Consider the following 26,961-nt stretch of genomic DNA (forward strand, 5'->3'; position numbering starts at 1 on the left):
GCGAATGTCGGTGCCGCGACATAAGGTGCCGACTGAGCCCGCGCCGTGCCCGGCGGCAGGGGCACAGCGGCAGGAGTGCAGGGGAGCCAGACATGACGGACCAGCGTGTGAGGTCGCCGCGTACCGGTGCCACCGCATCGGTCGCGCCCAGGAAGGCGTCGCCCGCGGTGTACCGCCGTCGTCGGCTCGTCGTCGTGGTCGGCCTGCTCGTCGTCGTGCTCGCGGTGGTGTTCGTTGCCGGCTTCGTCTGGCCGGGTTTCTGGCGTGCCGAGCAGACGCCGCAGCCGGTGCCCACCGTGACGGTCACCGCCCCGGTCCCCACCCCGACGGTGAAGGCGATGGAGCGCGCCTCCGACGAGACCGCCTTCCAGAAGGCGCTGCCGTCGTCGGTGCTGCAGTTCGCGCTCGGGTCCCTCGGCGAGGCCGAGGAGCCCAAGGAGCAGGGCGCGCTGGAGGCGTGGAACGCCGAGTACACCGACGGCGACCAGGGCGAGGTGGCGCTCGTCGCGGGCCAGTGGGCCACGTCCGAGGAGGCGGCCACGGCGGCCGCGGCCTGGACCAAGGCTGCGGGCGAGGCCGACCGCGAGGGTGACGTCAAGGTCGGCAAGAAGGTCGTGGGCCAGTACGCGATCGTGCCGGCGGACGGCGGCACGGCCGTGGTCGTCTGGCAGAACGGGACCGCTGTGCTGCAGGCCACGGGCCCGGCCGACACGATGGAGGACTTCTACGCGGCGTTCCCGCTGTGACCCCGCTGGGGGAGAATGACGGTGTGAACCAGCGACTTGCGGTGCTCGGTGCCGGGAACATGGGTGTGGCGGTGCTCGCGGGGGCACTGTCGGCGGGCTGGGCGGCGTCCGACGTCGTGGCCACGGTGCGGACCGAGACCCGCGCCCAGCATCTTCGTGAGACGTACCAGGTGGCGACCACCAGCGACAACGTCGCCGCGGTGCGGGGTGCCGGCCTGGTCCTCGTGGGCGTGAAGCCGAAGGACGTCGGTGCGCTGCTCGACGAGGTCGCCCCGGCGCTCGACCCGGCGGCCGTGGTCGTCACGGTCGCGGCCGGGCACCCCACGACGTTCTACGAGGAGCGGCTGCCCGCCGGCACCGCCGTCGTGCGGACCGTGCCGAACACGCCCGCCGCGATCGGCGCCGGCATCACGGCGATCGCCCCGGGCGCGGCAGCCACCGAGGCGCACCTCGCCGCGGTGGAGCACCTGCTCGCGGGCACGGGCGCCGTGGTGCGCGCGGCGGAGAAGGACCTCGACGCCGTCACCGCGATCTCCGGGTCCGGCCCTGCGTACGTCTTCTACGTGGCCGACGCGCTCGCCGAGGCCGGCGTGCTGCTGGGGCTGACGCGCGACGTCGCGCGCCGGCTCGCGACGCAGACGCTGCTCGGCGCGTCGCGGCTCATGGAGGAGTCCGGCGAGCACCCGGTCCTCCTGCGGGAGCGCGTCACGTCACCGGGGGGCACGACGGCGGCCGCGCTGCGGGCGCTGGACGACGGCGGCGTGCGCGCGTCGTTCCTGGCAGCCGCTGCCGCGGCGCGTGACCGCGCCCGGCAGCTGGGTGGATGATTCCGCCGTGACCATCTCTCGACCCGCGACGACGCGGCCGCCGGCCATGGCCGACGTCGCCGCGCTGGCGGGCGTGTCCCACCAGACCGTCTCCCGGGTGCTCAACGGGCACCGGAGCGTGCGCCCGGAGACGCGCGAGAAGGTGCTGGAGGCCATCGCCGAGCTGGGCTACCGCCGCAACAGCGCCGCGCGGGCGCTGGTCACGGCACGGTCGACCACGGTGGGCGTGGTGACCACGGGGTCGCCGCTGTTCGGCCCGTCGAGCACGCTGATCGCCGTCGAGGAGGCCGCGCGCGAGCAGGGCTGGTACGTCAGCGTCGCGACGCTGCGCCGGTACGACGCCGCGACCCTGCACGACGCGCTGGAGCACTTCATGGACCAGGCGGTCGAGGGCATCGTGGTCATCGCGCCGCACACCGACGTGGCCGAGGCCGTGGAGTCGTTCCGGGCGCCCGTGCCCGTGGTCCTCATCGCCGCCCGCGAGCTGCGGCCGGACGTGCCGGTGATCCCGCTGGCCGTCGACCAGCGGGCGGGTGCGCGGCTCGCCGTCGAGCACCTGGTCGAGCTCGGGCACCAGCGGATCCTGCACGTCGCCGGACCCCGGGACTGGCTGGACGCCGTGCAGCGCGAGGACACCTGGCGTGCGGTCCTGGTGGAGCACGGCCTGCCCGTGCCCGAACCAGTGGTCGCGAGCTGGACCGCGGACAACGGCTACACGACGGGGATCGACCTCGCGCAGCGCATCAAGGCCGGCGACGGCCCGACGGCGGTCTTCGCGGCCAACGACCAGCTCGCGCTCGGGCTGCTGCGAGCCTTCTGGGAGTCCGGCCTGTCGGTGCCCGACGACGTGTCGGTGGTCGGCTTCGACGACGTCGCGGGCTCCGGTCACTTCATCCCGCCGCTGACCACCGTGCGGCAGCCGTTCGTCGCCCTCGGGAGGCGCAGCGTCGCACTGCTCCTCGCCGCCGTCGACGGCGGCGACCCGGCGGCCGAGCTCATCGCGCCGGAGCTCGTGGTCCGCCGGAGCGCAGCGGCACCGCGGCGGTGAGGACGACGGCACCCGGCGTCCGGCTGCCGGGCGTCCGGCTGCCGGGCGCCGGGCTGCCGGGCGTCCGTCCGGCGCGCTGACGAGCCCGCCGACGGGGCGTTGACACGTCCGCGAGGCAGTGGCAGAGTCGCGGGCCACGGGATGTTCACGTTCACATTCCGCTATCGGGTGATGTCGCCCGATGTTCCCGGACATCGACGTCCAGGTGAGTCCGGACACTGTCGTCCGGAGAAAGGGGGTGCCGGTGCCTGGTCGTCGCCTGCCGAGCCGCCGCGTGTCCGCGGCGGGCTGGACCTTCGTCGTGCCGTTCCTGGCGGCCTTCGCCTTCGCGTTCCTCGCGCCGGTGCTCTACTCGCTCTACCTCAGCCTCTTCCGCAACCAGCTCATGGGCGGCAACCGCTTCGTGGGCCTGGACAACTACTCGGCCGCGCTCACCGACCCGAAGTTCTGGGACGGCGCCGGCCGCGTGCTGCTCTTCCTGGTGGTCCAGGTGCCGATCATGCTCGCCGTGGCCCTCGCCGCCGCGCTCGTCATCGACAGCGGGCGGCTCTTCGGCAAGCGCTTCACCCGGATCGCGCTGTTCGTGCCCTACGCGGTGCCCGGCGTCGTCGCCGTGCTCATGTGGGGGTTCCTGTACGGCGACCGGATCGGGCTCGTCGGGTGGATCAACGACGCGCTGGGCTCCGACCTGCTGGCCCCGTTCTCCAGGCCATGGCTGCTCGTCTCGATCGGCAACATCGTGACCTGGGAGTTCGTGGGCTACAACATGCTCATCCTCTACTCGGCGCTCCGTACCGTCCCGGGCGAGCTCTACGAGGCGGCCGCGATCGACGGCGCCGGGCAGTGGCGGGTGATCACCGCGGTGAAGCTCCCGGCGCTGCGCGGCGCGCTGGTGATCGCGACGATCTTCTCGATCATCGGCAGCTTCCAGCTCTTCAACGAGCCGAACATCCTCAAGGTCCTGGCGCCGACGCTCATCTCGTCGTCGTACACGCCCAACATGTACGCCTACAACCTGAGCTTCCTGGGCCAGCAGGTCAACTACGCGGCGACCGTCGCGATCATCATGGGCGTGCTCACCGCGGTGATCGCCTACGTGGTGCAGCTCCGCGGCACGAGGAGGGAGGGCTGATGGCGCACTCGTTCGCGCGGCCGCGCAGGTCGGTGGTCCTCACGGTGCTGATGGCGGGCCTCGTCGTCTACTCACTGGCGCCGCTCTGGTGGCTGCTGGTCAGCTCGACCAAGACGCAGGAGGCGCTGGCCGGCTCCTTCGGCCTGTGGTTCGCGGGGCCGTTCGCCCTGTTCGACAACATCGCCGCGGTGCTCACCTACCAGGACGGCGTCTTCGTGCGCTGGTTCGGCAACACGGTGGTCTACGTCGTGGCCGGTGCCGGCGGCGCCACGCTGCTGGCGACCCTCGGCGGCTACGGCCTGGCGAAGTACCGGTTCAAAGGCCGGTCGGCGGTGTTCGCGACGATCATCGGCGCGGTCGCCGTGCCGGGCGCGGCCCTCGCGGTGCCGACGTTCCTCATGTTCAGCGAGCTCGGGCTGACCAACACGATGTGGTCGGTCATCCTGCCCACCCTGGTCTCCCCGTTCGGCCTCTACCTGATGTGGGTGTTCGCCACGGAGGCCATCCCCACGGAGCTGCTGGAGGCCGCCCGCGTCGACGGGGCGAGCGAGTGGCGCACGTTCTTCACCATCTCGTTGCGCCTGCTGGCACCCGGCGTCGTCACCGTCGCGCTGTTCGCGATCGTCGCGACGTGGAACAACTACTTCCTGCCCCTGATCATGCTCTCCGACCGTGACCTGTTCCCTCTCGCCATCGGGCTCGCGAGCTGGAACGCGGATGCGACCGGCGTGGGCGCCACACCGGTCTTCCACCTGGTCATCACGGGTGCGGTGCTCACCATCCTGCCGATCGTCGTGGCGTTCCTGCTGCTGCAGCGCTACTGGCAGTCCGGTCTGGGAGCCGGGGGTGTGAAGGGATGAACGGTTGCGTCAAGGACCTCAAGGAGGAGGACTCATGAGCATCACACGGAACGGGCGGATCACGGCAGGAGCCGTCGTCGCCGTGCTGGCCACGTCCCTGACGGCCTGCTCGGCAGGCGGCGGCGGTGGCGGCGGGTCCGACGAGGGCGCGACCGCCGAGGAGATCGAGGCGGCCCTCCAGGAGGGCGGCACCATCGACTACTGGACGTGGACGCCGCAGGCGGAGAAGCAGATCGAGGCCTTCGAGGCGGCCTACCCGAACATGACCGTGAACCTCACGGACACCCAGGGCGCGGAGGAGCACAACACGGCGCTCCAGAACGCGATCGCCGCCGACAAGGGCATCCCCGACGTGGCCCAGCTCGAGTACCAGTCGGTGCCCCAGTTCCAGCTCCCGGGTCAGCTCACCGATCTGACGGCCTACGGGCTCGGCGAGCACGAGGACCTGTTCACGCCGTCGACGTGGGGCGCGGTCGCGCTGGCCGACGGGCTGTGGGGCCTGCCCCAGGACTCCGGCCCGATGGCCCTGTTCTACAACGCCGACGTCTTCGAGGAGAACGACCTCGTGGTGCCGACCACCTGGGACGAGTACGTCGAGCAGGCGCGGAAGCTGAAGCAGTCCGACCCCGAGAAGTTCCTGTTCAACGACGACGGCAACGGGCCGGGCGGCGTCACCTCGATGATCTGGCAGGCCGGCGGCAAGCCGTTCCAGGTGGACGGCGACACCGTCACGATCGACCTCGCCGACGAGGGCACGCAGAAGTGGGCGGAGACGTACCAGCAGCTCCTCGACGAGGACCTGATGTCGGACATCACGGGCTGGAGCGACGAGTGGTACCAGGCGCTCGGGGACGGCACCATCGCGTCGACGATCGTCGGCGCGTGGATGCCCGGCATCTTCGAGGACGGCGTGCCCGGCGGGGCCGGCGCGTGGCGCGTGGCGCCGATGCCCACGTACGACGGCACGCCGGTCAACGCCGAGAACGGCGGATCGGCCGACGTGATCCCGGCCGGCGCCGACGACAAGCTGCTTGCCGCGGGCTTCCTCCAGTGGCTCAACACCGATCCGGAGAGCATCCAGGCGTTCCTGGACACGGGCGGGTTCCCCGCCACGGTCGCGGAGCTGGGCTCCGAGGAGTTCCTCGGCTACGAGTCGGAGTACTTCGGCGGGCAGAAGATCAACGAGGTGCTCGCGGCCGGCGCGGGCGACGTGGTGGAGGGCTGGCAGTACCTGCCGTGGCAGTCGTACGCGAACAGCATCTTCTCGGACACTGTGGGGCAGGCGTACCTCGACAAGTCGTCGCTGCTCGACGGGCTCGCGGCGTGGCAGGAGGAGAACGTGCGGTACGGGCAGGAGCAGGGGTTCACGGTCAACGGCTGACGCCGCTCGCGCCGGGCTGAGGTCGATCCCTTGCGGGGGCGGCCCCGGCCGGTTCGGCCCTCTGCCTCGAGATCGGTCACTTGATGGACCGATCTCGAGGCAGACGGCCGAACTGGTGGCAGCGGGGGCCGCGACGGGCCGATCTCAGCGGGAACGGGCCGATCTCGGGCGGGAACGTGCCGATCTCAGCAGGAACGGGCGATCTCAGCAGGGCGGGTTCCGGTCACCCCAGGTTCCGGTCACCCCAGGTTCCGGTCGCCCCTGGTGCCGCCGGCCACGGGGTGCCAGGGCCTGCGCCCCACCCTGTCCCGATTCTTGCGGGCCGGCTGTCGTAACGTATCGTGTGAGCGCTAACATCGCCCTCGGCGGGATGCTCTCGCCGTGGTGAACGACGACCACACGAACGACGCCCCGCGACGGTGCGGGCAGGACGGAGCGGCCAACGATGGCGGAGCGGCAGGACGACGCGGCGGGGCTCACCGGTCTCCGGGAGGCGATCGAGCAGGGACGGACCGCCCTCGGCATCGAGCTCGGTTCCACCCGGATCAAGGCATGCCTGGTCGGTCCCGGCAACGCGCCGCTCGCCAGCGGCAGCCACGACTGGGAGAACCAGCTCGTCGACGGTGTGTGGACCTACTCGCTGGACGCCGTCTGGTCCGGTCTGCGGGACGCCGTGTCCGGTCTGCTGGACGACGTCGAGCGGCAGTACGGCGTGCGGCCCACCACGTTCGGCGCCATGGGCGTCTCGGCGATGATGCACGGCTACCTCGCGTTCGACGAGGCGGACGAGCTGCTGGTGCCCTTCCGCACCTGGCGCAACACGAGCACCGAGCGGGCCGCCGTCGAGCTGACGAGCCTGTTCGGGTACAACATCCCGCTGCGCTGGTCGGTCGCGCACCTCTACCAGGCGATCCTCGACGAGGAGCCGCACGCCCCGCGGGTGCGGCACCTCACCACGCTCGCCGGCTACGTGCACTGGCGGCTGACCGGGCAGCAGGTGCTCGGCGTCGGCGACGCGTCCGGCATGTTCCCCGTCGACGCGGCCACCACGGACTACGACGCCCGCATGCTGGCGCAGTTCGACGAGCTCGTGGCCGGACGCGGCACGGACGCCGACGTCGCCGCCCTGCCGGCCGTCGCCGACCTGCTGCCGCGGGTCCTGCCCGCCGGCGCCGACGCCGGCGCGCTCACGGAGGAGGGCGCCGCGCTGCTGGACCCGACCGGCACCCTCCGGCCGGGCATCCCGCTGTGCCCGCCCGAGGGTGACGCGGGTACCGGCATGGTCGCGACCAACTCGGTGGCGCCCCGCACCGGCAACGTGAGCGCCGGGACGAGCATCTTCGCGATGGTCGTCCTGGAGCGTCCGCTGGAGCGGGTGCACGAGGAGCTGGACCTGGTCACCACGCCCGCGGGTGATCTCGTGGCGATGGTGCACTGCAACAACGGCGCCAGCGAGCTGGGTGCCTGGGCCGAGATGTTCGGCCAGTTCGCGGCCGCGCTCGGGCAGCCCGCCGACCCGGGCGCCGTCTTCGAGGCGTTCCTGCGCTCCGCGCTGGACGGCGACGCCGACGGCGGTGGCCTGCTCGCCTACAACTACCTGTCCGGCGAACCCATCACGCACCTGGAGGCCGGGCGCCCGCTGTTCACGCGGACACCCGACAGCCGGCTCACGCTGGCCAACTTCGCGCGGACCCAGGTCTACAGCGCGTTCGGCACGCTGAGCCTCGGCATGCGCGTGCTGGCCGAGGAGCAGGTGGGGCTGGACGCGATGTTCGCGCACGGCGGCATGTTCAAGACGCAGGGCGTGGCCCAGCGCCTGCTGGCCGCCGCGCTGGGCGCCCCGGTGGCCGTGGGCCGCACGGCGGGCGAGGGTGGCGCCTGGGGGATCGCGGTGCTGGCCGCCTACCGGGCGGCCGCACAGGGTGCGCCCGCACCCGCGCAGGACCTGGGCGCCTGGCTGGCCGCCGAAGTGTTCGCGGACGCCGAGCTCGACGTCGTCGAGCCGGACGCCGGCGACGTGGCGGGCTTCACCGCCTTCCTGGAGCGCTACAGCGCCGGTCTGGCGATCGAGCGCGCCGCCGTCGCCGCCCTCCGTACCCGAGAGACGACACAGGAGAACGACTGATGACCGGCAAGACCCTGACCGACTACCCGCAGGCGGTACGGGACGAGGTGGCGCGCGTCCGCGTGGTCGTCTCGGACCTGCACGCCGAGCTGCCGCGCTGGGGCCTGGTGGTCTGGACGGCGGGCAACGTGTCCCAGCGCGTGCCCAACCCCGCCGTGCCGGACGGCAGCGCCGACCTGTTCGTCATCAAGCCGTCGGGCGTGTCCTACGACGACCTCACCCCGGCGGACATGGTGGTCTGCGACCTCGACGGCACGCTCGTGGACGGCACGCGGTCGCCGTCGTCCGACACCGCGGCGCACGCCTACGTGTACTCGCACATGCCCGAGGTGGGCGGCGTCGTGCACACGCACTCGACGTACGCGACCGCCTGGGCCGCGCGCGGCGAGGAGGTGCCGTGCGTGCTGACGATGATGGCCGACGAGTTCGGCGGTCCCGTGCCGGTGGGGCCGTTCGCGATCATCGGTGACGACTCGATCGGGCGGGGCATCGTCGAGACCCTGAAGGGCCACCGCAGCCCCGCCGTGCTGATGCAGAACCACGGCCCGTTCACCATCGGCAAGGACGCGCGCGCCGCCGTCAAGGCGGCCGTCATGGTCGAGGAGGTGGCTCGCACGGTGCACGTCGCCCGTCAGCTGGGCGACCCCCTGCCGATCGAGCAGCAGCACGTCGACTCCCTCTACGACCGCTACCAGAACGTCTACGGCCAGCAGGCCGGTGTCACCACGGAAGGACAGGCATGAGCACCAAGCCCTACGCGGACCGCGAGGTCTGGTTCCTCACGGGGAGCCAGGACCTCTACGGCGAGGAGACCCTGGCCCAGGTCGCGGAGCAGTCCCAGGAGGTCGCCCGGGCGCTGGACGCGTCCTCGGACGTGCCGGTCACGATCGTGTGGAAGCCGGTGCTCAAGGACTCCGGGTCGATCCGCCGCGCCATGCTCGACGCCAACGGCGATGACAAGGTGCTCGGCGTCATCACCTGGATGCACACCTTCAGCCCCGCCAAGATGTGGATCGCGGGCCTGGACGCCCTGCGCAAGCCGCTGCTGCACCTGCACACGCAGGCCAACGTCGAGCTCCCCTGGGACGAGATCGACATGGACTTCATGAACCTCAACCAGGCCGCGCACGGCGACCGTGAGTACGCGTACATCGCCACGCGGCTCGGCGTCGCGCGGACCACGGTCGCGGGGCACGTCTCCAACCCGGCCGTGACCCGCCGGGTGGGTATTTGGGTGCGCGGGGCGGCCGGCTGGGCCGCGACGCACGAGCTCACGCTGGTCCGGTTCGGCGACAACATGCGCAACGTCGCGGTCACCGAGGGCGACAAGACCGAGGCCGAGCTGCGGTTCGGCGTCTCGGTGAACACCTGGGGCGTGAACGAGCTGGTCACGGCCGTGGACGCCGTCGAGGACGCCGCGATCGACGCCCTGGTCGCCGAGTACGAGGCGAAGTACGACGTCGCCCCCGAGCTGCGCGCCGGTGCGGAGCGGCACGACTCGCTGCGGTACGCCGCGCGCCAGGAGATCGCGCTGGAGGGCTTCCTGGAGGCGGCCGGCGCCAAGGCGTTCACCACCAACTTCGAGGACCTCGGCGCGCTGCGCCAGCTCCCCGGCCTCGCGGTGCAGCGCCTCATGGAGAAGGGCTACGGTTTCGGCGCCGAGGGCGACTGGAAGACGGCGGTGCTCGTGCGCGCGGCCAAGGTGATGGGGCTGGGCCTGCCGGGCGGCGCGTCGCTGATGGAGGACTACACCTATGACCTCACGCCGGGCTCAGAGCTCATCCTCGGCGCGCACATGCTGGAGGTCTGCCCCACGCTGACCACCTCGACGCCGCGCATCGAGATCCACCCGCTCGGCATCGGCGGCAAGGAGGACCCGGTCCGCATGGTGTTCTCGGCGGACGCCGCCGAGGGTGCCGTCGTGGTCTCGCTCGCCGACATGCGCGACCGGTTCCGCCTGACCGCGAACGTGGTCGACGTCGTCACGCCGCCGCGCGACCTGCCGAACCTGCCGGTGGCGCGGGCGATGTGGGCGCCGCGGCCGTCGTTCGAGGTCTCGGCCGAGTCCTGGCTGACGGCGGGCGGTGCGCACCACACGGTCATGTCGACCGCCGCAGGCATCGAGGCGTTCGAGGTGTTCGCGGACATCGCGCGCACCGAGCTGCTGGTCATCGACGAGGACACGACGCGCCGCGGCTTCGCCGACCAGGTGCGCCACAACGCGGCCTACTACCGCCTGTCGCAGTCCCTCTGACCTCCCCCGCCAGACAGGACCTGGGCGAGACAGAACCAGGGCGAGACGGGACCCAGGCGCGCTCACGCGCTCCGCGTTCCGTCTCGCCCTGGTTCTGTCTCGCGCCAGTTCTCGCTCCTTGTGCTGCCTCGCCCTGTGCTGCCCGCGTTGGTTCTGGGGGGAAGGGCGGTTTCGTTACTGGAATGTGACGTGGGTCACTCTGTCGGTGACGCCGATGTGAGCGCTAACATCTCGTCGGGCACTACGCCGCTAGCCCTCGCACGATGCCGTGCGAGATCTCAAGGAGGAGACATGGCACGCAGGACCCTGACCCGTACCGTTCTGGCCGCCGTGTCGGTGGCCGCACTGTTCACCCTCGGCGCGTGCAGCTCGGACGCCGGGACCGGAACCACCGGCGGCGGCGAGACCGACGCCGCCGACGACGGCGTCATCACCCTCGGCTTCTCCCAGGTGGGCGCCGAGTCCGGGTGGCGCGCCGCCAACACCAAGTCGATCCAGGACACGCTCACCGCGGAGAACGGCTTCGACCTCAAGTTCTCCGACGCGCAGCAGAAGCAGGAGAACCAGATCCAGGCCATCCGCTCGTACATCACGCAGGGCGTGGACGTCATCGCGTTCTCCCCGGTGGTCGAGACCGGCTGGGACGCCGTCCTCCAGGAGGCCAAGGCCGCGGGCATCCCCGTGATCCTCACCGACCGCGCCGTCGACTCCAGCGACGAGACCCTCTACGAGTCGTTCATCGGCTCGGACTTCGTCAAGGAAGGGGAGATGGCCGGCGAGTGGGCCGTCGAGCAGTACGACGGCGAGGGCTACCAGGCCGTCGAGCTCCAGGGCACCACCGGCGCCGCGCCCGCGATCGACCGCAAGGAGGGCTTCGAGTCCGCCATCGCGGGCTCCGACATCGAGATCATCGACAGCCAGACCGGCAACTTCACGCGCGCCGAGGGCAAGACCGTCATGGAGGGCTTCCTCAACGCCCACGACGACATCGACCTCGTGTTCGCGCACAACGACGACATGGGGCTCGGCGCGATCGAGGCCATCGAGGCCGCCGGCCTGACGCCGGGCGAGGACATCAAGATCATCACGATCGACGCCGTCAAGGACGGCATGCAGGCGCTCGCCGACGGCAAGATCAACTACATCGTCGAGTGCAACCCGCTGCTCGGGCCGGACCTGGCGGAGATCGCCCAGAAGGTCATCGCCGGCGAGGAGGTGGAGAAGCGCATCGTCGTCCAGGACGAGGCGTTCGACCAGGAGGCCGCCAAGGAGGCGCTGCCCACCCGCGAGTACTGACCGTTCGACGGGGTGGGGCGGGTGTCGCGGCGCCCGCCTCGCCCCGGCATCCGCAGGGCAGGTCGCAGCACGCCAGACAGAAGGTCGAGGATGACCCAGCAGACCACACCACCCGTCGTCGAGATGACCGGTATCAGCGTCGAGTTCCCGCCGGTCACGGCCCTCGACGGCGTCGACCTCAGCCTCCGCCCCGGCGAGATCCACGCCCTCATGGGCGAGAACGGCGCCGGTAAGTCCACCCTGATCAAGGCCCTCACGGGCATCTATGCGCCGACGGCGGGGACCATCCGCGTGGACGGTGCCGAGCGCCGGTTCTCCGGCCCTGCCGACGCCCGGGCCCACGGCGTGAGCACCGTGTACCAGGAGGTCAACCTCTGCGAGAACCTCACGGTCGCGGAGAACATCATGCTCGGCGCCGAGCCGCGCGTGCTCGGTGGTCTGAACTGGCGGGCGATCCGGAGGCAGGCCGCCACGCACCTGCGGCGGATGGGCCTGGACATCGACCCGGGCTCCTCGCTGGGCTCCCACTCGCTCGCGGTGCAGCAGCTCGTCGCCATCTGCCGGGCCACGGTGGGGGACTGCAAGGTGCTCATCCTCGACGAGCCCACCTCCAGCCTGGACACCGACGAGGTGGCGCGGCTGTTCGACGTCATGCGCGGCCTGCGCGACGACGGCGTCGCGATCCTGTTCGTGAGCCACTTCCTGGACCAGGTCTACGAGGTGTCCGACCGGATGACGGTGCTGCGCAACGGTGCCCGGGTGGGGGAGTTCGTGACCGCGGACCTGCCCGCGGCCGAGCTGGTGCAGCACATGATCGGCCGGTCCATGGACGTGCTGGAGGCCGCGGAGGAGGTGCTGGAGCAGGCCGATCGGCCTGCTGACGCGACCCCGCTGCTGCAGGTGGTGGGCCTGGGTCGCAAGGGTTCGGTGCAGCCGTTCGACCTCGACCTCTACGAGGGCGAGGTGGTCGGCCTGGCCGGCCTCCTGGGGTCGGGCCGCACCGAGCTGGCCCGCCTGCTCACGGGTGCCGACCGGGCCGACGCCGGACAGGCCCGCGTGGCCGGCCGGGCGACGCGCCTGCGCAACCCGCGCGCGGCCATGCGCCACCGGATCGCGTACACGTCCGAGGACCGCAAGGGCGAGGGCGTCGTGGACGGCCTGACCGTGCGGGAGAACATCGTGCTCGCGCTCCAGGCGGAGCGCGGCTGGATGCGGCCGCTGCCGCGCAAGCAGGTCGACGAGCTGGTCGCGACGTACATCCAGCAGCTCGGTATCCGACCTGCCGACCCGGAGGCGCTGCTGCGCAACCTGTCCGGCGGCAACCAGCAGAAGGTGCTGCTCGCCCGGTGGCTCGCCACCGCGCCCAGGCTGCTCGTGCTGGACGAGCCGACCCGCGGCATCGACGTCGGCGCCAAGGCGGAGATCCAGAAGCTGGTGGCCGAGCTGGCCGCCGACGGCATGGCCGTCGTCTTCATCTCCGCCGAGCTGGAGGAGGTGCTGCGCATCTCGCACCGCATCGCGGTGCTGCGCGACCGCCGCAAGGTGGCGGAGATCGACGGGGCGGGAGCGACGATGGACCAGGTGGTCGACCTCATCGCAGGGGGTGGCCGGGAATGAGGGACGTCCTGCGCCACCACCTGTTCTGGCCCGTCGCGGCGCTGGTCGCGCTGTTGGTGGCCAACACCGTCGCCCGGCCGGGCTTCCTGGCGGTCACGGTCCGGGACGGCCACCTCTTCGGCGCCCCGATCGACATCCTGCGGACGACGGCGCCCCTGCTGCTCGTCGCGCTCGGCATGACCCTGGTCATCGCGACGCGCGGCATCGACCTCTCGGTCGGTGCGGTGGTCGCGGTCTCGGGGGCGGTCGCGCTGTCGCACATCGCGTCGTCGCCGAGCCCGGACTCGCCGGTCACCGTGCTCACGGCTGTCGCGTTGGCCCTGGTGCTGTGCCTGCTGCTGGGTGTGTGGAACGGATTCCTCGTCTCCGTGCTCGGCATCCAGCCGATCATCGCCACGCTGATCCTCATGACGGCGGGCCGTGGCGTGGCCATGCTCATCACGGGCGGCATGATCACCACCGTCAACAGCGCGCCGTTCAAGACGCTGGGCTCCGGGTTCTGGCTCGGCCTGCCCGCCGCCGCAGTCCTCGCGTTCGGCGTGTTCGCCGTGGTCGCGTTCGTGGTGCGGCGCACCGCGCTCGGCATGCTGCTGGAGGCCACGGGCATCAACCCGGCCGCGAGCCGGCTGTCCGGCGTGCGGTCCCGCACGCTGACCTGGACCGTGTACACGGCGTCGGGCCTGTTCGCCGGCCTGGCCGGGCTGCTGATCAGCGCTGACACGATGGCGGCCGACGCCAACAACGCCGGCCTGTTCATCGAGCTCGACGCCATCCTCGCGGTGGTGATCGGCGGGACGGCGCTCTCGGGCGGCAAGTTCAACCTGTCGGGCACCCTGGTGGGCGCGCTGGTGATCGCCACCCTGGAGCGGACCGTCACCGTGCTCGGCATCTCGCCGCTGGTCACGCCCCTGTTCATGGCGCTGGTCGTCATCGCGGTGACGCTGCTCCAGTCGCCCCGGATGCGGGAGCGGCTCACGGCCGCGCGCCGCCGCCAGGTCATGGCGCCGGCGGGGCCGCCGTCCGCCGCCCGTCCTGGCCCGACACCCGGCCCGACACCTGGCTCGAATCCTGGCTCGGCTCCCGACTCGGCTCCCGACTCGACGGAGGTGAAGGCCTGATGACGACGTCGGCCCCCGCCCGTACCCCGCGCATCCGCCGCGGGCTGCGGCTCCCCGCCCGGCTGGACCGGCGCTACCTGCCGGTGCTGGGCACGTTCGTGGTGCTCGCCCTGATGCTGGTCGTGGGCGGCACCCGGTACGAGAACTTCCTGACGCCCGCCGTGATCTCCAACCTGTTCATCAACAACGCGCACCTCATCGTGCTCGCGGTGGGCATGACCTTCGTGATCCTCACGGGTGGCATCGACCTCTCGGTCGGTGCGGTGCTGGCGCTGTCCACGGTGATCACCGCGGCTCTGCTCCAGGCCGGGCTGCCCGTGGCCGTGGTGATCCCGCTCGCCGTGGGTGCCGGGACGGTGATCGGCCTGGCGCACGGCGTGATGATCCACTACTTCCAGGTGCAGCCGTTCGTGGCCACGCTCGCGGGCATGTTCCTCGCGCGCGGGCTCTGCTTCCTCATCGCGCCCGAGTCCATCGCCATCGACGACCCGTCGTTCGTGGCGCTCGCGAGCTGGGTGCAGATCTTCGGCGAGTGGCGCATGACCTCCAGCGTGCTCATCGCGCTGATCGTCGTGGGCCTCGGCTTTCTGGTGCTGCACTTCACGCGGTTCGGGCGCACGGTGTACGCCATCGGCGGCGGCGAGCAGTCAGCGCTGCTCATGGGCCTGCCCGTGGCCCGCACCAAGGTGCTCGCCTACGTCGTCAGTGGCACGTGCGCCGGGCTGGGCGGGCTGCTGTTCGCGATGTTCTCCCGGTCCGGCTACTCGCTGACCGGCGTGGCCATGGAGCTCGACGCCATCGCCGCCGTCGTCATCGGCGGCACGCTGCTGACCGGCGGCACCGGGTTCGTGCTCGGCTCCGTGCTGGGCGTGCTGGTGCTGGGCCTGATCCAGACCATCATCACCTTCGAGGGCACCCTCAGCTCCTGGTGGACCAAGATCGTGATCGGCGTGCTGCTGCTGATCTTCGTCGCCCTCCAGCGGGTGCTGAGCCTCCGCCGCACGTAGCCACGTGACCGGCTCGCCGTCCGGGTGCGCCGGGGCGGGATGTCGGGCGCCACCCGCGCTTCGAGCCCACGGGACGCCCCCCAGCCCGTACGGTTGACCCGTGAGCAAGCTGCCCGAGGACGTCCGGGAACGCCCGATGCCTGATCCTGACGAGCTGCGGCAGCTCGTCGCCGAGCTGCGCCGCCTGGTGCTGACCTACAAGTTCGGGATCGACGAGGTCATGACCAAGATCTCGATCCTGCGCGACGAGTTCCGGCACATGCAGAACTACAACCCCGTGGAGCACGTGGGCTCCCGGCTCAAGTCGTTCGAGTCGATCGTGGCCAAGTGCCGTCGCAAGGGCATCCCGCTGACGCCGGAGGGCGTCCGCGAGCAGATGTTCGACATCGCCGGCGTGCGCATCACGTGCAGCTTCGTCAACGACATCTACCTGGTCCGCGACATGCTCCTGGCGCAGTCGGACATGACCCTGCTGGACGAGCGCGACTACATCAAGCACCCGAAGGCGACCGGGTACAAGTCGCTGCACCTCATCGTGCAGATTCCCGTGTTCCTCTCCGACCGGGTGGAGAAGGTGATCGTCGAGATCCAGCTCCGCACCATCGCCATGGACTTCTGGGCGAGCCTGGAGCACAAGATCTACTACAAGTACGACGGCGACGTGCCGCGACACCTCACCGACTCGCTCAAGCTCGCCGCCGACGTCGCCTGGTCGCTGGACACCTCGATGGAGCGCATCCACGACGAGGTCAAGGCCATCTCGGGCGACGAGGAACCCGTCGCGAGCCGGCACAACCTGCACACCCCCGAGGAGATGCTGCGCGACTTCTGGCGGGCAGCGGAGGCCGACGGGGGCTTCGGGTTCCAGGCCGACCGCTGAGCCCGCAGACGCACAGGATCCCGGGGCGCGCAAGGATCTTTCGGAAGGTCTGAACAGGCGCTCACCTGTGTCGTCATCCTGTTACGTTTCCCAGGAATCCCGGATCGCGAGGTGGAGCCGAGGGGGCTCGGCCGGGGCTCGAGGGAGAGACAGGCAAGGGGTAAGGGATGCAACGACTTCATGGGGCACACCGCATCGCAGCGGGTGTCATGGGACTCCTTCTGGCGTCGGTCGCTCTGGCGCCCGTCGCGACCGCGGCGCCGGCGGGGGAGAACGCGCCGCAGGCCGTCTACCGTTACGAGGTCTCGGTGGTCGACAAGTCCGTCAGCCGTGGCGTGACCAACTACGGCAAGGTCCTGGCGACCTGCGGCACGCCGTCGCGGACGGTGGCCTGCGAGATCAGCGAGACGAGGTCGACCACCCGGAGCATCGGCGTCTCGGCCGGGACCTCCCGCGCGTTCGTCGCGGGCAAGCTCGGCATCAGCAGCGCGCGCACGGTGTCGCTGCGAATCAGCTGCGAGCGCAAGACGACCACGACCTACCCGTACCTCAACGCCTATGTCGTGAACGACGTCTGGTCGTACACGGTGCGGACGAAGAAGTACGACTACAACACCGGCAAGCTGGTGCAGACGATCAACTCCAAGCAGCGCGCGTACGACCCCAAGGGCGTCCGCTGCGCGCTGTCGAGCGTGGCCGGCTGATGGCCTCGTACCGCAACGACGTGAAGGAGCGTGCCGTGAGGACCGTTCTCAGGACCATGGCCACGATGGCCTCTGCGATGGCGGTGGTGCTCGGCGGTGTGTCCGTCGCCGCCCCCGCTTCGGCGTGGACCACCTACACGGTGACCGAGATCAGCCGGTCCACCGGCATGGTCAACATGAACGACATGATCGCGTCCTGCTCGGGGACGCCGGGCACCGTGTGCCGCATCCAGCGCAGCGTCACCGCCGAGCGCCGGATCGATCTCGCGCTCGGGGTCTCGCGGGGGTTCGTCGCCGGCGAGCTGAACATCTCGAAGGCGAGCTCCCGGACGGTGAGTGTGAGCTGCAGTGCCAAGATCACGTCGAGCCGGCCGGTGCTCCGCGCCTATCCCCTGGGCACGCAGATCTTCTACAAGGTGACCAGGAACCAGAACGGGACCAAGACGACGTCCGGGACGAAGATGGCGTTCGTGCCGAACGCGAGCTCGACGTTCTGCACGCACCTGCGCGGCTGATCCTGCCGGAGCAGCTCACCTGTCAGACGTACGGGCCACGTTCGGCGGCCCGTACGTCTGACTCGGTCAGCGCGGCACGAGCGTCCCGGACAGGGCCGTCCAGGACTCGGGGGCCAGCGTCACCGTGGTGCTGGTACCGCCGACCCCGGCGGCCACCTGTGCGGCGACGTCGAACGCTCCCCAGTGGTGCTCGGTCACCTTTGCGGCGTGCTCCGGCCCGGCGACGGCGGGCTCGTGGTCCGCGGTCATGGACCAGCCCTCGGTGATCTCCAGCGCCGCGCCCGGATGGGCCACCTCGACGTCGACCGGCTCGGGCGAGCGGTTGGTCAGGAACAGCGCCACCGCCCCGTCCGCCAGCGTGGCCGCCGCGGTCACCGCCGGGACCTCGCCGTGGGCCTTGGTCGTGAGGGTCGGCGTGGACACGCGCAGGTCGAGCGCCTCGCCCTGGGCCAGCCGCGCCGTCGTCGCGAACGGGTGGAACGTGGGCTGCCGCCACGCCTCGCCGCCAGGCTCGGTCATGATGGGCGCGATCACGTTGACGAGCTGGGCCAGGCAGGCCACCGGCACACGGTCGGCGTGGTTCAGCAGCGTGACCAGCAGGTCGCCCACCACCACGGCGTCGAGGCCGGAGTAGACGTCCTCGATGATGCGCGGGGCGTCCCGCTGGATCGGCAGGTTCTCCTCGCCGGGGAACCGGGTGGTGAGGTACCAGACGTTCCACTCGTCGAAGCTGATGGTGATCTTCTTGTCCGAGCGGCGCTGCGCTCCCACGGCGTCGGCCGAGGACACGACCCGCTCGATGAAGCGGTCCATCGCGGTGCCGGAGCCGAGGAACGACGCGCGGTCGCCGTCGACCTCCTCGTAGTAGGCGTGCATCGAGATGTGGTCCACCAGGTCGTAGGTGTACTCCAGGACGGTGCGCTCCCACTCGCCGAACGTGGGCATCTGCATGGACGACGAACCGCAGGCGACGAGCTCGATCGACGGGTCGACCAGCTTCATCGCGGCGCCGGCGTTCCGGGCCAGCCTGCCGTACTCGTGCGCGTCCTTGTGGCCGATCTGCCACGGGCCGTCCATCTCGTTGCCCAGGCACCAGAGCTTGACCCCGTAGGGCTTCTCCCGCCCGTTGGCGATACGCAGGTCGGCCCAGCGGGTGCCGGCCTCGCCGTTGCAGTACTCCAGCAGGGCCACGGCCTCCTCGACGCCGCGCGTGCCGAGGTTCACGGCCATCATCGGCTCGATGCCCTCACGCTCGGCCCACTGCAGGAACTCGTCGGTGCCCACCAGGTTGGGCTCCACGGTGCGCCAGGCGAGGTCGAGGAACGGCTTGCGCTGCTCCACCGGCCCGACGGCGTCCTCCCAGCGGTAGTTCGACACGAAGTTGCCGCCGGGGTACCGGACGGTCGTGACGCCCAGCTCGCGGGTCAGGTCGGCCACGTCACGGCGGAACCCGTGCTCGTCCGACGTCGGGTGGCCGGGCTCGTGGATGCCCGTGTAGACCGCGCGGCCCAGGTGCTCCACGAAGGAGCCGAACAGGCGGCGGTCGACCGTGCCCACGGTGAAGTCGGGGTGCAGCAGGACGCGGGTGGGTGAGGTCGTCATTGTTCCTCGCTGATGTGTCGGAGCGGTTCTACAACGTTGCACATTAGCGGATGTGCGACGGCGCAGCGATGCCCGTCCTCTACCCTGTGGAAAAACTCGCCCGACCGGAGGCTGGCAGCGTGGCCGTGACGATGCACGACGTGGCGCAACGCGCCGGCGTCTCGATCAAGACCGTGTCCAACGTGGTGAACGGCTACCCGTACATCCGCGCCGCCACCAAGGAGCGCGTCGAGGCCGCGATCGAGGAGCTGGGCTACCGCGTCAACATGTCGGCCCGGAACCTCCGCACGCGGCGCACCGGACTGATCACCCTCGCCGTGCCGGAGCTCTCGCTCCCGTACTTCGCGGAGCTCGCCGACGCCGTCATCTCCGCGGCGGACGCCGCCGGCTGGACCGTGCTCATCGAGCAGACCAGTGCCAGCCGTGAGCGGGAGACCGAGGTGCTGTCGGGCCGTCGCCGGCACCTGACGGACGGGCTCATCTTCTCGCCGCTGGCGCTCGGGCCCGACGACCTCCCCCTGTTCTCCGTGGACTTCCCGCTGGTCGTCCTGGGCGAGCGGGTGTTCGGCGCGCCCGCCGACCACGTGACCATGAACAACGTGGCCGCGGCCAAGGCCGCGACGCTGCACCTCGCCTCGCTGGGTCGACGCCGGATCGCGCTGATCGGGGCGCACGCGGAGGAGCGGGTCGGCTCGGCCGCGCTGCGCACCGAGGGGTATCGCGCGGGGCTCGAGGAGGCCGGGCTGCCGTTCGACCCGGCGCTGGTCGGGGAGGCCGTGCCCTGGCACCGCCAGACCGGTGCCGAGACCATGAGCCGCCTGCTCGACGACGGCGTGGAGATCGACGCCGTCTTCGCTCTCAACGACGCGCTCGCGCTCGGCGCCCTGCACGCCCTGCACGCGCACCGGATCGACGTGCCGGGGCAGGTCGCGCTCATCGGGTTCGACGACGTCGACGACGCCCGCTACTCGGTGCCCGCGCTCTCGTCGGTGGACCCGGGGCGTGACCAGATCGCGCACACCGCCGTCGAGCTGCTGCTGGAGCGCATCGCCGCGACGGGCGAGCCCGCGCCGTTCCGCAGGGTGGTGCCGGACTCGCGGATCGTGGGCCGGGAGTCCACCGGCGAGGGCGGCGAGGTGGTGGGCGTGCAGAAGGGCGGCACCGAGCCGGTCGTCGCCGACCTCACCTGGGCCTGACCGTCCGGCACCGGTGCGCCGGATTCAAGAGTTGATCCAAGAGTTGACTGTATCGATGCCGTAACCATCCAGGAAGTTCTCCATACTCAGGCCCTACCACGGCTACCGTGATCCCCGTCACCAACGGCCGTGGCGGTTTTCAGCCGACGCGGTTTTGACCAACGGGCTTGTGAGCGTTCACAATCTGTTGCGTTCACAAAGTGAAGTCGGCCGGGGTTGCAGAGACGTGCCCGGGCACACACTCGAAGAGGAGAAGTCATGGCAAGGAAGCTGTGGGCTACGCGTGGTCTGGCCGCGCTGGCAACGGGCGCTGTGGCCGTGTCGCTCGCCGCGTGCGGCGGTGGCGGCGCCGGCGGTGGCGGTGCCGGCGGGAACGGTGGCGGGGACGGTGAGGCGGGCGGTCTCGTCGGCGTCGCGATGCCGACCGAGACCTACGAGCGCTGGAAGGTCGACGGTGCTGCCGTCGAGGACGGGCTGAAGGAGGCCGGCTACGAGGTCGACCTGCAGTTCGCGGGCGACAACATCCCGACCCAGCAGCAGCAGATCGACGCGATGATCAACAAGGGCGCCGAGGCGCTCATCATCGCCTCGATCGACGGCACCGCCCTGGGCAGCCAGCTCGAGGCCGCCGCTGCCGCGGACATCCCGGTGATCTCCTACGACCGCCTGATCCGCGACTCGGACAACGTCGACTTCTACGTCACGTTCGACAACTATGAGGTCGGCGTGCAGCAGGGCACCTCGCTGCTGACCGGCCTGGGCATCCTCGACGAGAACGGCGAGGAGGCCGCGGACGCGCCCGAGGGCCCGTTCAACATCGAGCTGTTCGCCGGCTCGCCCGACGACAACAACGCCGGGTTCTTCTTCGACGGCGCGATGTCGGTGCTCCAGCCGTACATCGACGACAAGACCCTCGAGGTGCCGTCGGGCCAGACCGAGTTCGGCACGGTCGCGATCCAGCGCTGGGAGCAGGAGCGTGCCCAGAGCCGCATGGACGACCTGCTGACCTCGACGTACACCAAGGGTGACAAGACCGTCGACGGCGTGCTGGCTCCGGCCGACGTGCTCTCGCGCGGCATCATCACCGCCCTGCAGAACGTCGGCTACGGCGAGGGTGACCTCCCGATGCCGGTGATCACCGGGCAGGACGCCGAGGCGGCGTCGGCCAAGCTGATCCAGGACGACGTGCAGTACTCGACCATCTTCAAGGACACGCGCCTGCTGGCCGAGCAGGCCGTCGTCGCGGCCACGTCCTTCCTCGAGGGCGACGAGCCCGAGGCGAACGACACCGAGACGTACGACAACGGCAACAAGGTCGTGCCGTCGTACCTGCTGCCCACGGTGATCGTCACCAAGGACAACCTGCAGAAGGAACTGATCGACACCGGCTACCTCACCGAGGAAGAGGTCGCCTCGGGTCAGGTCGACGAGTAGGCCTGACGCCTCGTAGGTCCGGTCGACACCGCTGACGTCCCGTCCGCCGGTCGGTGGTCGCGCTCCCAGAGATCCGTCTCCACGAGCCCGGCCACCGGCCGTCGGCCAGGACCACGCGGAGGTCGACCCTCCGCACCATCACTATTGGCGACAAGTACGCGACAAGGACTGGCATGGCCGATTCGGCGCCGACCGACATCCTCGAGATGCGCGGCATCACCAAGACATTCCCTGGGGTCAAAGCGCTCCAGGACGTCAACCTCACCGTCCGCCGGGGCGAGATCCACGCGATCTGCGGCGAGAACGGGGCGGGCAAGTCGACCCTGATGAAGGTGCTGTCGGGCGTCTACCCGTTCGGCTCCTACGAGGGCGACATCGTGCTCGACGGCGAGATCGCCCAGTTCGGCACGATCAACGACTCCGAGGCGCGGGGCGTGGTGATCATCCACCAGGAGCTCGCCCTCGTCCCGTACCTGTCGATCGCCGAGAACATCTTTCTCGGGAACGAGCGTCGCCGCGCCGGCGGCGCCATCGACTGGAACAAGACCAACTCGGAGGCCGCCGAGCTGCTCGCGCGGGTGGGCCTGAGCGAGTCGCCCACCACGCCGATCTCCGCGCTGGGCGTGGGCAAGCAGCAGCTCGTGGAGATCGCCAAGGCGATCTCCAAGGACGTGCGCCTGCTCATCCTGGACGAGCCGACGGCGGCGCTGAACGACAACGACTCCGAGCACCTGCTCGGTCTGCTCCGGCAGTTCAAGGAGCAGGGCATCACGTCGATCATGATCTCCCACAAGCTCGCCGAGATCGCCGAGATCGCGGACACCACCACGATCATCCGTGACGGCCGGTCGATCGAGACCTTCGACATGGCCACCGCGGGCGACTCGTCCGAGGCGATCCAGGACCGCATCATCCGCGGCATGGTGGGTCGCGACCTCGACAACCGGTACCCCGACCGCGAGTCGCACCCCGGCGAGGAGGTGCTGCGCGTCGAGGACTGGACGGTCTACCACCCGACCCAGCCCGGCCGCGTCATCGTCGAGAAGGCGAACCTGAACGTCCGCGCCGGCGAGGTGGTCGGCATCGCCGGCCTCATGGGCGCCGGACGGACCGAGCTCGCGATGTCGCTGTTCGGCCGTTCCTACGGCCGTGACATCAGCGGCACGGCGTACATCCACGGCCGGCCGGTCGACGTGCACAACGTGCCGGACGCCATCAAGGCGGGCATCGCGTACGTGTCGGAGGACCGCAAGCAGTACGGGCTCAACCTCATCGAGGACATCCGCCGGAACATCTCGGCGGCGGGCCTCGGCAAGCTGGCCAAGAACGGCTTCGTGGACGAGAACGAGGAGCTCAAGGTCGCGGAGGAGTACCGCGCGTCCATGAACATCCGCACCCCCAACGTGCTGACGGAGGTGGGCAAGCTCTCGGGCGGCAACCAGCAGAAGGTCGTGCTGTCCAAGTGGCTGTACACCGCGCCCGAGGTGCTGATCCTCGACGAGCCCACCCGCGGCATCGACGTCGGCGCCAAGTACGAGATCTACACCATCATCAACGAGCTGGTCGCGGCGGGTAAGGCCGTGCTCGTCATCTCGTCGGAGCTCCCCGAGCTCCTCGGGATCTGCGACCGCATCTACACCCTGGCCTTCGGCCGCATCACTGGCGAGGTCGACGTGCCCTCCGCCACCCAGGAAGGACTCATGGCCCTCATGACGCAGGAGACCACGCAGGAGGCGACGGCATGACCGGCATCGCCAACATCCGGGAGCTGCTCACCCGGAACATCCGCACCAGCGGCATCTACATCGCCTTCGTGGCGATCATCGTGCTGTTCTCGGTGCTCACCGACGGGCTGCTGCTCAGCTCGCGGAACCTGACCAGCCTCGTGCTGCAGTTCTCGTACATCCTGATCCTCGCCATCGGCATGGTCATCATCATCATCGGCGGGCACATCGACCTGTCGGTGGGTTCGGTGGTCGCGCTCACGGGCGCCGTCGCGGCCGTGCTCGTCATCCGTCAGGGCATGCCCTGGTGGGTCGGCGTGCTCGCCGCGCTCGGTACAGGCCTGCTGGTCGGGGCCTGGCAAGGCTTCTGGGTGGCGTACGTGGGCATTCCGGCGTTCATCGTGACGTTGGCGGGCATGCTCCTGTTCCGCGGCCTGACCCTCGAGGTGCTCAACAACGTCTCGCTCTCGCCGTTCCCGGCGGAGTACACGGGCATCGCCACGGGCTTCCTCAACGGCCTGCTCGGCGGCTACGGGTACGACACGTTCACGCTCGTCATCTTCGCGATCGGCGTGCTGGGCTTCGCGTACAACTCGTGGCGCAACCGCCGCGCCCGGATCGCCTACAACCAGACGGTCGAGGCGCCGGTGCTGTTCGTGCTGAAGATCGTGGTGGTCGCCGCCGTGGTCATGTGGTTCGCCTGGAACCTCGCCACCTACCGTGGTCTGCCGACCGTGCTGATCATCCTGGCCGTGCTGGTCATGGTCTACACCCTGGTGACCAAGCACAGCGTGTTCGGCCGGCACGTCTACGCCATCGGCGGCAACCTGGCCGCGGCCCAGCTCTCGGGCGTGCGGGTCAAGCGCGTGAACTTCTGGATGTTCGTGAACATGGGCTTCCTCGCCGCGATCGCGGGCGTGGTGTACTCCGCGCGGTCGAGCGCCGCCCAGCCGGCGGCGGGCAACATGTTCGAGCTCGACGCGATCGCCGCGTGCTTCATCGGCGGCGCCGCGGTGACCGGCGGTATCGGCACCGTGACGGGCGCCATGGTCGGTGGTCTGATCATGGCCGTCATGTCCAACGGCATGTCGCTCATGGGCGTCGACCAGTCCACGCAGCAGATCGTCAAGGGCATCGTGCTCCTCCTGGCCGTCGCCTTCGACGTCTGGAACAAGAAGCGGGCGGCAGCGACCCGCTGACCCCTCGGTCGCGGGACGGCGTCCCGCAGACTCGGCCGGCCACCCTGAGGCCCGGTCCCTCGCGGACCGGTCCCCGGGTGGCCGGCCGGACTCGTTCCGGGGGTGACCGGCCGGCCGGGCGGACCGCGTGACGTGGCGCCGGGTGAGAATGGGCAGATGGTCCCCTCCGCTCCCGGGCCCCGGCGCGGCCGCCGTCCCGCCGGTCAGGACGCCCGGTCCGACATCCTGGCCGCCGCCCGCGACGAGTTCGTCGAGCGTGGCTACGAGGCCTCGTCCCTGCGCTCGGTGGCCCGGCGGGCCGGCGTCGACCCGGGCACGGTGCGGCACTGGTTCCCGGACAAGGCCCGCCTGCTGACCGCGACGCTCGGCGTGACGGGCATCGAGCCCGCGACCGTGGTCGAGCGCGTCTCGGACGGTCCCGTCGAGACCCTGGGGGAGCGCCTCATGGAGGCGGTCGTCGGGCTGTGGGACTTCGACGACGGCGACACCGTGCGCGTGGTGCTCCCGGCGGTCATCTCGGACGCCGAGCTGCGCGGCCTGCTGCCCCAGTTCATCGGCGCCGCGATCCTGCGGCCGGTGATGCAGGCCCTCGGTACGCCCGACGCCCCGCTGCGTACGGCGCTGGTCGCCTCCCAGATGGCGGGGGTGCTCCTGACCCGGTACCTCATCCGGCTGGAACCCCTGGCCTCGCTGCGGCCCGCCGAGGTGGCGCGTCTCGTCGGCCCCACCCTTCAGCGCTACCTCACCGGCCCGCTCCCGGTCGTCGAGGTCCCGGACGCCGGGCCTCTTGCGCCGCGCGACGAGGCGGGCGCATAATTCCTCACATGAGGAAAAGTGCGGTCGTCATCCGGGACCTCCGGGTGGTGCGCGGCGGCAGGCCGATCATCGACGGGCTCGACCTGGCCGTGCCCGCCGGCTCCGTCGTCGGGCTGCTCGGGCCGTCCGGTTCGGGCAAGACGACGCTCATGCGCACCGTCGTCGGTGTGCAGGACAAGGTGACCGGGTCCGTGGAGGTGCTCGGCGCCGCGGCCGGCACCCCGGCACTGCGCCGCCGGGTCGGGTACATGACGCAGGACGCCAGCGTCTACACCGACCTGACGGTGGTCCAGAACCTCAGGTACTTCGCGGCACTGGCCGGCGTGCCGTCGTCCGCGAGGGCGGTGGCGGCGGCCGTGGCCACCGTCGACCTGGGCGGGCACGAGAAACAGCGCGTCGGCACCCTCTCCGGTGGCGAGCGCTCCCGCGTGTCGCTGGCGGCGGCGCTGGTCGGCGACCCCGAGCTGCTCGTCCTGGACGAGCCGACCGTGGGCCTGGACCCCGTGCTGCGGCGGGACCTGTGGACGGTCTTCCGGCGGCTCGCCGCCGAGGGGCGCACGCTCCTGGTCTCCAGCCACGTCATGGACGAGGCCACCCAGTGCGACCGCCTGCTCCTCATGCGGTCGGGCGCACTCGTCGCGGACACCACGCCGGACGAGCTGCTGACCAGCACCGGGGCACCCGACGCCGAACGCGCCTTCCTCACCCTGATCGACCGGGCGGCCGCCGCCACCCCCGAGGAGGACGTCCGATGAGCCTGACCCTCGCCACCGCCGGCCGCGTGCTCGCGCAGCTCCGCGGCGACCACCGCACCGTGGCCCTCATCATGCTGCTGCCGTGCCTGCTCATCGGCCTCATCGCGTGGATGTTCCACGATCAGCCGCAGGTGCTGGACCGGTTCGGCCCCATGCTCGTGGGCCTGTTCCCGCTCATCGTGATGTTCCTGGTCACCAGCGTCGCCACGCTGCGCGAACGGCAGTCCGGCACGCTGGAGCGGCTCATGACCACGCCGATCCGCCGGGGCGACTTCGTGGCCGGCTACGGTCTCGCGTTCGCGACGCTCGCGCTCGTCCAGGCCTTCGTGGTGGTCGGCTTCGCGCTGCTCGTGGGGATGGACGTCGCCGGGCCGCTCTGGCTCGTCGTGGTGGTCGCCCTGCTCGACGCGATCCTCGGCTGCACGTTGGGCCTGGCCGCCTCCGCGCTCGCCCGGAGCGAGTTCCAGGCGGTCCAGATGATGCCCGCCATCCTGTTCCCGCAGCTCATCACCTGCGGGCTGCTCATGCCGCGGGACCAGATGCCCGAGGTGCTGGAGTGGCTGTCCCGCGTCTTCCCGCTCACCTACGCCATCGAGGCGATGACGTCGCTCGCGGCCGGCGAGGAGTGGTCGGGCGTGCGGGGCGCCGTCGGCGTGATCGCCCTGTTCATCGTGGGCGCGGTCATCCTGGGCATCCTCACCCTCCGCCGCCGCACGGCCTGACCC

24 protein-coding genes are annotated in these 26,961 nt (G+C 70.7%); 23 read left to right on the forward strand and 1 reads right to left on the reverse strand.

Annotated features, from left to right (window positions below):
* Positions 1-92: 92 nt before the first annotated feature.
* The 16 genes from ACIBBF_RS10245 to ACIBBF_RS10320 all read left to right on the forward strand — a co-directional run bounded on the left by ACIBBF_RS10245 (position 93) and on the right by ACIBBF_RS10320 (position 17,510).
* Entirely contained in the window at positions 93-746 is a 654-nt protein-coding gene (locus ACIBBF_RS10245; protein WP_397412974.1) for a hypothetical protein, read from the forward strand.
* Positions 747-769: 23 nt separating this feature from the next.
* A complete protein-coding gene (gene proC, locus ACIBBF_RS10250) occupies positions 770-1,573 on the forward strand; it encodes a pyrroline-5-carboxylate reductase (protein ID WP_397412975.1) in 804 nt (267 codons plus the stop codon).
* Between the two features lie 46 nt (positions 1,574-1,619).
* Positions 1,620-2,621, forward strand: a complete 1,002-nt coding sequence (locus ACIBBF_RS10255; RefSeq protein ID WP_397413059.1) for a LacI family DNA-binding transcriptional regulator — start codon at positions 1,620-1,622, stop codon at positions 2,619-2,621.
* 181 nt (positions 2,622-2,802) lie between these two features.
* Complete coding sequence (locus ACIBBF_RS10260; protein WP_397412976.1) at positions 2,803-3,753, forward strand: carbohydrate ABC transporter permease; 951 nt, start codon at positions 2,803-2,805, stop codon at positions 3,751-3,753.
* Positions 3,753-4,613, forward strand: coding sequence for a carbohydrate ABC transporter permease (locus ACIBBF_RS10265; RefSeq protein ID WP_397412977.1), 861 nt, complete (start codon positions 3,753-3,755; stop codon positions 4,611-4,613). Before ACIBBF_RS10260 ends, ACIBBF_RS10265 begins: the two co-directional genes overlap by 1 nt.
* A 34-nt stretch (positions 4,614-4,647) precedes the next feature.
* The gene (locus ACIBBF_RS10270) at positions 4,648-5,994 is read left to right on the forward strand and encodes an ABC transporter substrate-binding protein (RefSeq protein WP_397412978.1); all 1,347 of its coding nucleotides are present in this window, start codon (positions 4,648-4,650) and stop codon (positions 5,992-5,994) included.
* A 445-nt stretch (positions 5,995-6,439) separates the two neighbouring features.
* The gene (locus ACIBBF_RS10275; protein WP_397412979.1) at positions 6,440-8,119 is read left to right on the forward strand and encodes a xylulokinase; all 1,680 of its coding nucleotides are present in this window, start codon (positions 6,440-6,442) and stop codon (positions 8,117-8,119) included.
* On the forward strand, positions 8,119-8,862 hold the full coding sequence (locus tag ACIBBF_RS10280) for an L-ribulose-5-phosphate 4-epimerase (protein WP_397412980.1): 744 nt from the start codon (positions 8,119-8,121) through the stop codon (positions 8,860-8,862). The genes ACIBBF_RS10275 and ACIBBF_RS10280 overlap by 1 nt, the downstream gene beginning before the upstream one ends.
* The gene (gene araA, locus ACIBBF_RS10285; RefSeq protein WP_397412981.1) at positions 8,859-10,373 is read left to right on the forward strand and encodes an L-arabinose isomerase; all 1,515 of its coding nucleotides are present in this window, start codon (positions 8,859-8,861) and stop codon (positions 10,371-10,373) included. The genes ACIBBF_RS10280 and araA overlap by 4 nt, the downstream gene beginning before the upstream one ends.
* Positions 10,374-10,664: 291 nt before the next feature.
* Complete coding sequence (locus ACIBBF_RS10290; protein WP_397412982.1) at positions 10,665-11,669, forward strand: ABC transporter substrate-binding protein; 1,005 nt, start codon at positions 10,665-10,667, stop codon at positions 11,667-11,669.
* A 90-nt stretch (positions 11,670-11,759) separates the two neighbouring features.
* Complete coding sequence (locus ACIBBF_RS10295) at positions 11,760-13,286, forward strand: sugar ABC transporter ATP-binding protein (protein ID WP_397412983.1); 1,527 nt, start codon at positions 11,760-11,762, stop codon at positions 13,284-13,286.
* Complete coding sequence (locus ACIBBF_RS10300) at positions 13,283-14,404, forward strand: ABC transporter permease (RefSeq protein ID WP_397412984.1); 1,122 nt, start codon at positions 13,283-13,285, stop codon at positions 14,402-14,404. Before ACIBBF_RS10295 ends, ACIBBF_RS10300 begins: the two co-directional genes overlap by 4 nt.
* On the forward strand, positions 14,404-15,411 hold the full coding sequence (yjfF, locus tag ACIBBF_RS10305) for a galactofuranose ABC transporter, permease protein YjfF (protein ID WP_397412985.1): 1,008 nt from the start codon (positions 14,404-14,406) through the stop codon (positions 15,409-15,411). Before ACIBBF_RS10300 ends, yjfF begins: the two co-directional genes overlap by 1 nt.
* 100 nt (positions 15,412-15,511) lie before the next feature.
* Complete coding sequence (locus tag ACIBBF_RS10310) at positions 15,512-16,291, forward strand: GTP pyrophosphokinase family protein (RefSeq protein WP_397412986.1); 780 nt, start codon at positions 15,512-15,514, stop codon at positions 16,289-16,291.
* 209 nt (positions 16,292-16,500) lie between these two features.
* Entirely contained in the window at positions 16,501-16,995 is a 495-nt protein-coding gene (locus ACIBBF_RS10315; RefSeq protein WP_397412987.1) for a hypothetical protein, read from the forward strand.
* Between the two features lie 35 nt (positions 16,996-17,030).
* The gene (locus ACIBBF_RS10320; RefSeq protein WP_397412988.1) at positions 17,031-17,510 is read left to right on the forward strand and encodes a hypothetical protein; all 480 of its coding nucleotides are present in this window, start codon (positions 17,031-17,033) and stop codon (positions 17,508-17,510) included.
* Positions 17,511-17,576: 66 nt separating this feature from the next.
* Here the strand turns inward: ACIBBF_RS10320 and ACIBBF_RS10325 are convergent, their stop codons facing one another.
* Positions 17,577-19,112 carry an alpha-N-arabinofuranosidase gene (locus tag ACIBBF_RS10325; protein ID WP_397412989.1) on the reverse strand — a complete coding sequence of 512 codons (1,536 nt, stop codon included), beginning with the start codon at positions 19,110-19,112 and terminating at the stop codon, positions 17,577-17,579.
* A 119-nt stretch (positions 19,113-19,231) separates the two neighbouring features.
* Between ACIBBF_RS10325 and ACIBBF_RS10330 the strand changes: the two genes are divergently transcribed.
* The 7 genes from ACIBBF_RS10330 (at position 19,232) to ACIBBF_RS10360 (ending at position 26,958) form a co-directional block, all read left to right on the forward strand.
* Positions 19,232-20,308, forward strand: a complete 1,077-nt coding sequence (locus tag ACIBBF_RS10330) for a LacI family DNA-binding transcriptional regulator (protein WP_397412990.1) — start codon at positions 19,232-19,234, stop codon at positions 20,306-20,308.
* A gap of 258 nt (positions 20,309-20,566) precedes the next feature.
* Complete coding sequence (gene chvE, locus ACIBBF_RS10335) at positions 20,567-21,742, forward strand: multiple monosaccharide ABC transporter substrate-binding protein (protein WP_397412991.1); 1,176 nt, start codon at positions 20,567-20,569, stop codon at positions 21,740-21,742.
* Between the two features lie 173 nt (positions 21,743-21,915).
* The gene (gene mmsA / locus ACIBBF_RS10340) at positions 21,916-23,487 is read left to right on the forward strand and encodes a multiple monosaccharide ABC transporter ATP-binding protein (RefSeq protein ID WP_397412992.1); all 1,572 of its coding nucleotides are present in this window, start codon (positions 21,916-21,918) and stop codon (positions 23,485-23,487) included.
* Positions 23,484-24,665 carry a multiple monosaccharide ABC transporter permease gene (gene mmsB / locus ACIBBF_RS10345; protein WP_397412993.1) on the forward strand — a complete coding sequence of 394 codons (1,182 nt, stop codon included), beginning with the start codon at positions 23,484-23,486 and terminating at the stop codon, positions 24,663-24,665. Before mmsA ends, mmsB begins: the two co-directional genes overlap by 4 nt.
* A gap of 156 nt (positions 24,666-24,821) precedes the next feature.
* On the forward strand, positions 24,822-25,481 hold the full coding sequence (locus ACIBBF_RS10350; RefSeq protein WP_397412994.1) for a TetR family transcriptional regulator: 660 nt from the start codon (positions 24,822-24,824) through the stop codon (positions 25,479-25,481).
* A gap of 8 nt (positions 25,482-25,489) precedes the next feature.
* Positions 25,490-26,236 (forward strand): ABC transporter ATP-binding protein, encoded by a 747-nt coding sequence (locus tag ACIBBF_RS10355; protein ID WP_397412995.1) that lies wholly within the window; start codon positions 25,490-25,492, stop codon positions 26,234-26,236.
* Positions 26,233-26,958 (forward strand): ABC transporter permease, encoded by a 726-nt coding sequence (locus ACIBBF_RS10360; RefSeq protein WP_397412996.1) that lies wholly within the window; start codon positions 26,233-26,235, stop codon positions 26,956-26,958. The genes ACIBBF_RS10355 and ACIBBF_RS10360 overlap by 4 nt, the downstream gene beginning before the upstream one ends.
* Positions 26,959-26,961: the final 3 nt, after the last annotated feature.

It is taken from the genome of Promicromonospora sp. NPDC050880, assembly GCF_044456525.1.
GTDB lineage: Bacteria > Actinomycetota > Actinomycetes > Actinomycetales > Cellulomonadaceae > Promicromonospora.

Bases quoted from the DNA above. Each gene is read 5' to 3' on its own strand.
- ACIBBF_RS10245 (WP_397412974.1), top strand. From the start codon at position 93: ATGACGGACCAGCGTGTGAGGTCGCCGCGTACCGGTGCCACCGCATCG.
- ACIBBF_RS10255 (WP_397413059.1), top strand. From the start codon at position 1,620: ATGGCCGACGTCGCCGCGCTGGCGGGCGTGTCCCACCAGACCGTCTCC.
- ACIBBF_RS10260 (WP_397412976.1), top strand. From the start codon at position 2,803: ATGTTCCCGGACATCGACGTCCAGGTGAGTCCGGACACTGTCGTCCGG.
- ACIBBF_RS10265 (WP_397412977.1), top strand. From the start codon at position 3,753: ATGGCGCACTCGTTCGCGCGGCCGCGCAGGTCGGTGGTCCTCACGGTG.
- ACIBBF_RS10270 (WP_397412978.1), top strand. From the start codon at position 4,648: ATGAGCATCACACGGAACGGGCGGATCACGGCAGGAGCCGTCGTCGCC.
- ACIBBF_RS10275 (WP_397412979.1), top strand. From the start codon at position 6,440: ATGGCGGAGCGGCAGGACGACGCGGCGGGGCTCACCGGTCTCCGGGAG.
- ACIBBF_RS10280 (WP_397412980.1), top strand. From the start codon at position 8,119: ATGACCGGCAAGACCCTGACCGACTACCCGCAGGCGGTACGGGACGAG.
- araA (WP_397412981.1), top strand. From the start codon at position 8,859: ATGAGCACCAAGCCCTACGCGGACCGCGAGGTCTGGTTCCTCACGGGG.
- ACIBBF_RS10290 (WP_397412982.1), top strand. From the start codon at position 10,665: ATGGCACGCAGGACCCTGACCCGTACCGTTCTGGCCGCCGTGTCGGTG.
- ACIBBF_RS10295 (WP_397412983.1), top strand. From the start codon at position 11,760: ATGACCCAGCAGACCACACCACCCGTCGTCGAGATGACCGGTATCAGC.
- ACIBBF_RS10300 (WP_397412984.1), top strand. From the start codon at position 13,283: ATGAGGGACGTCCTGCGCCACCACCTGTTCTGGCCCGTCGCGGCGCTG.
- yjfF (WP_397412985.1), top strand. From the start codon at position 14,404: ATGACGACGTCGGCCCCCGCCCGTACCCCGCGCATCCGCCGCGGGCTG.
- ACIBBF_RS10315 (WP_397412987.1), top strand. From the start codon at position 16,501: ATGGGACTCCTTCTGGCGTCGGTCGCTCTGGCGCCCGTCGCGACCGCG.
- ACIBBF_RS10325 (WP_397412989.1), bottom strand. From the start codon at position 19,112: ATGACGACCTCACCCACCCGCGTCCTGCTGCACCCCGACTTCACCGTG.
- chvE (WP_397412991.1), top strand. From the start codon at position 20,567: ATGGCAAGGAAGCTGTGGGCTACGCGTGGTCTGGCCGCGCTGGCAACG.
- mmsA (WP_397412992.1), top strand. From the start codon at position 21,916: ATGGCCGATTCGGCGCCGACCGACATCCTCGAGATGCGCGGCATCACC.
- mmsB (WP_397412993.1), top strand. From the start codon at position 23,484: ATGACCGGCATCGCCAACATCCGGGAGCTGCTCACCCGGAACATCCGC.
- ACIBBF_RS10350 (WP_397412994.1), top strand. From the start codon at position 24,822: ATGGTCCCCTCCGCTCCCGGGCCCCGGCGCGGCCGCCGTCCCGCCGGT.
- ACIBBF_RS10355 (WP_397412995.1), top strand. From the start codon at position 25,490: ATGAGGAAAAGTGCGGTCGTCATCCGGGACCTCCGGGTGGTGCGCGGC.
- ACIBBF_RS10360 (WP_397412996.1), top strand. From the start codon at position 26,233: ATGAGCCTGACCCTCGCCACCGCCGGCCGCGTGCTCGCGCAGCTCCGC.